General features: G+C 60.8%; 2 protein-coding genes. Both read right to left on the bottom strand.

The window, feature by feature from the left end:
* Positions 1 to 770: electron transfer flavoprotein subunit alpha/FixB family protein (locus tag PMI35_RS13155; RefSeq protein WP_008061066.1), on the bottom strand; the 770-nt coding region annotated here is incomplete at its 3' end.
* Positions 770 to 1,149: electron transfer flavoprotein subunit beta/FixA family protein (locus tag PMI35_RS13160; RefSeq protein ID WP_008061063.1), on the bottom strand; the 380-nt coding region annotated here is incomplete at its 5' end. The genes PMI35_RS13160 and PMI35_RS13155, both read right to left, overlap by 1 nt.

The raw sequence follows: 1,149 nt of genomic DNA, 5'->3' as shown, positions 1-1,149 counted from the left end.
ACCGCGATGTACAGCTGTGGAGCAACGATCTTGCCGGTCTGGCCGACCTGCATGTCGTTGGGTACGAAACCTGCGTCGACCGCGGCGCGCGAAGCACCCACGCCCGCGCCGAGCTTGTCGGCCAGGGCGTACAGGTGCTTGAAGTTATCGCCGTTCTGCATGCCACGGCCGCCGGAAACGACGATCCTGGCAGCGGTCAGTTCCGGACGATCGGACTTGGCCAGTTCTTCGCCAACGAAGCTGGAGATCGCAGCGTCGTGAGCAGCAGCAACCGATTCAACGGCAGCCGAACCACCTTCAGCTGCTACCGGGTCGAAACCGGTGGCACGTACGGTGATCACTTTGACCGCAGCGTTCGATTGCACGGTAGCGATGGCGTTACCGGCGTAGATCGGACGCTTGAAGGTGTCAGCGCTTTCGACCGAGATGATCTCGGAGATCTGGTCAACGTCCAGTGCAGCGGCAACGCGCGGCAGGATGTTTTTGCCGTTGGAAGTGGCGGCAGCCAGGATGTGCCTGTAGCCCTTGGCCAACCCGGCTATTAGTGGTGCGACGTTTTCCGGTAGCTGATGCGCGTAAGCGGCGTTATCGGCCACCAGCACTTTAGCCACGCCAGCGATTTGCGCAGCGGCTTCAGCCACGGCGCCCAAGAATGTACCGGCCACCAAAACGTGGATGTCGCCGCCGATTTTGGCCGCGGCAGTCACAGTGTTCAGCGTGGCCGGGGCCAGCACTTTGTTGTCGTGCTCAGCGATTACCAAAATAGTCATCAGATCACCTTCGCTTCGTTTTTCAGTTTCTCGACCAGTTCAGCCACCGACTTGACCTTGATACCCGCGCTGCGTGCAGCAGGGGCTTCGACTTTCAAGGTTGTGTTGGTGGAGGCGGTGGAAACGCCCAACGCGTGGGCAGTCACGACTTCCAGAGGCTTCTTCTTGGCTTTCATGATGTTTGGCAGAGACGCGTAGCGCGGCTCGTTCAAACGCAGGTCGGTGGTGACGATGGCCGGCAGCTTCAGGGAAACCGTCTGCGCGCCGCCGTCGATTTCACGGGTGACAGCCACGCTGTCGCCGCTGATTTCGACTTTGGAGGCGAACGTGCCCTGACCGTAGCCGCTCAGTGCCGCCAGCATCTGGCCGGTCTGGTTGT

It is taken from the genome of Pseudomonas sp. GM78, assembly GCF_000282475.1.
Lineage (GTDB): Bacteria > Pseudomonadota > Gammaproteobacteria > Pseudomonadales > Pseudomonadaceae > Aquipseudomonas.
Note: the sequence above shows the minus strand (reverse complement) of the source record. Positions and strands in the feature narration are given on the sequence as shown.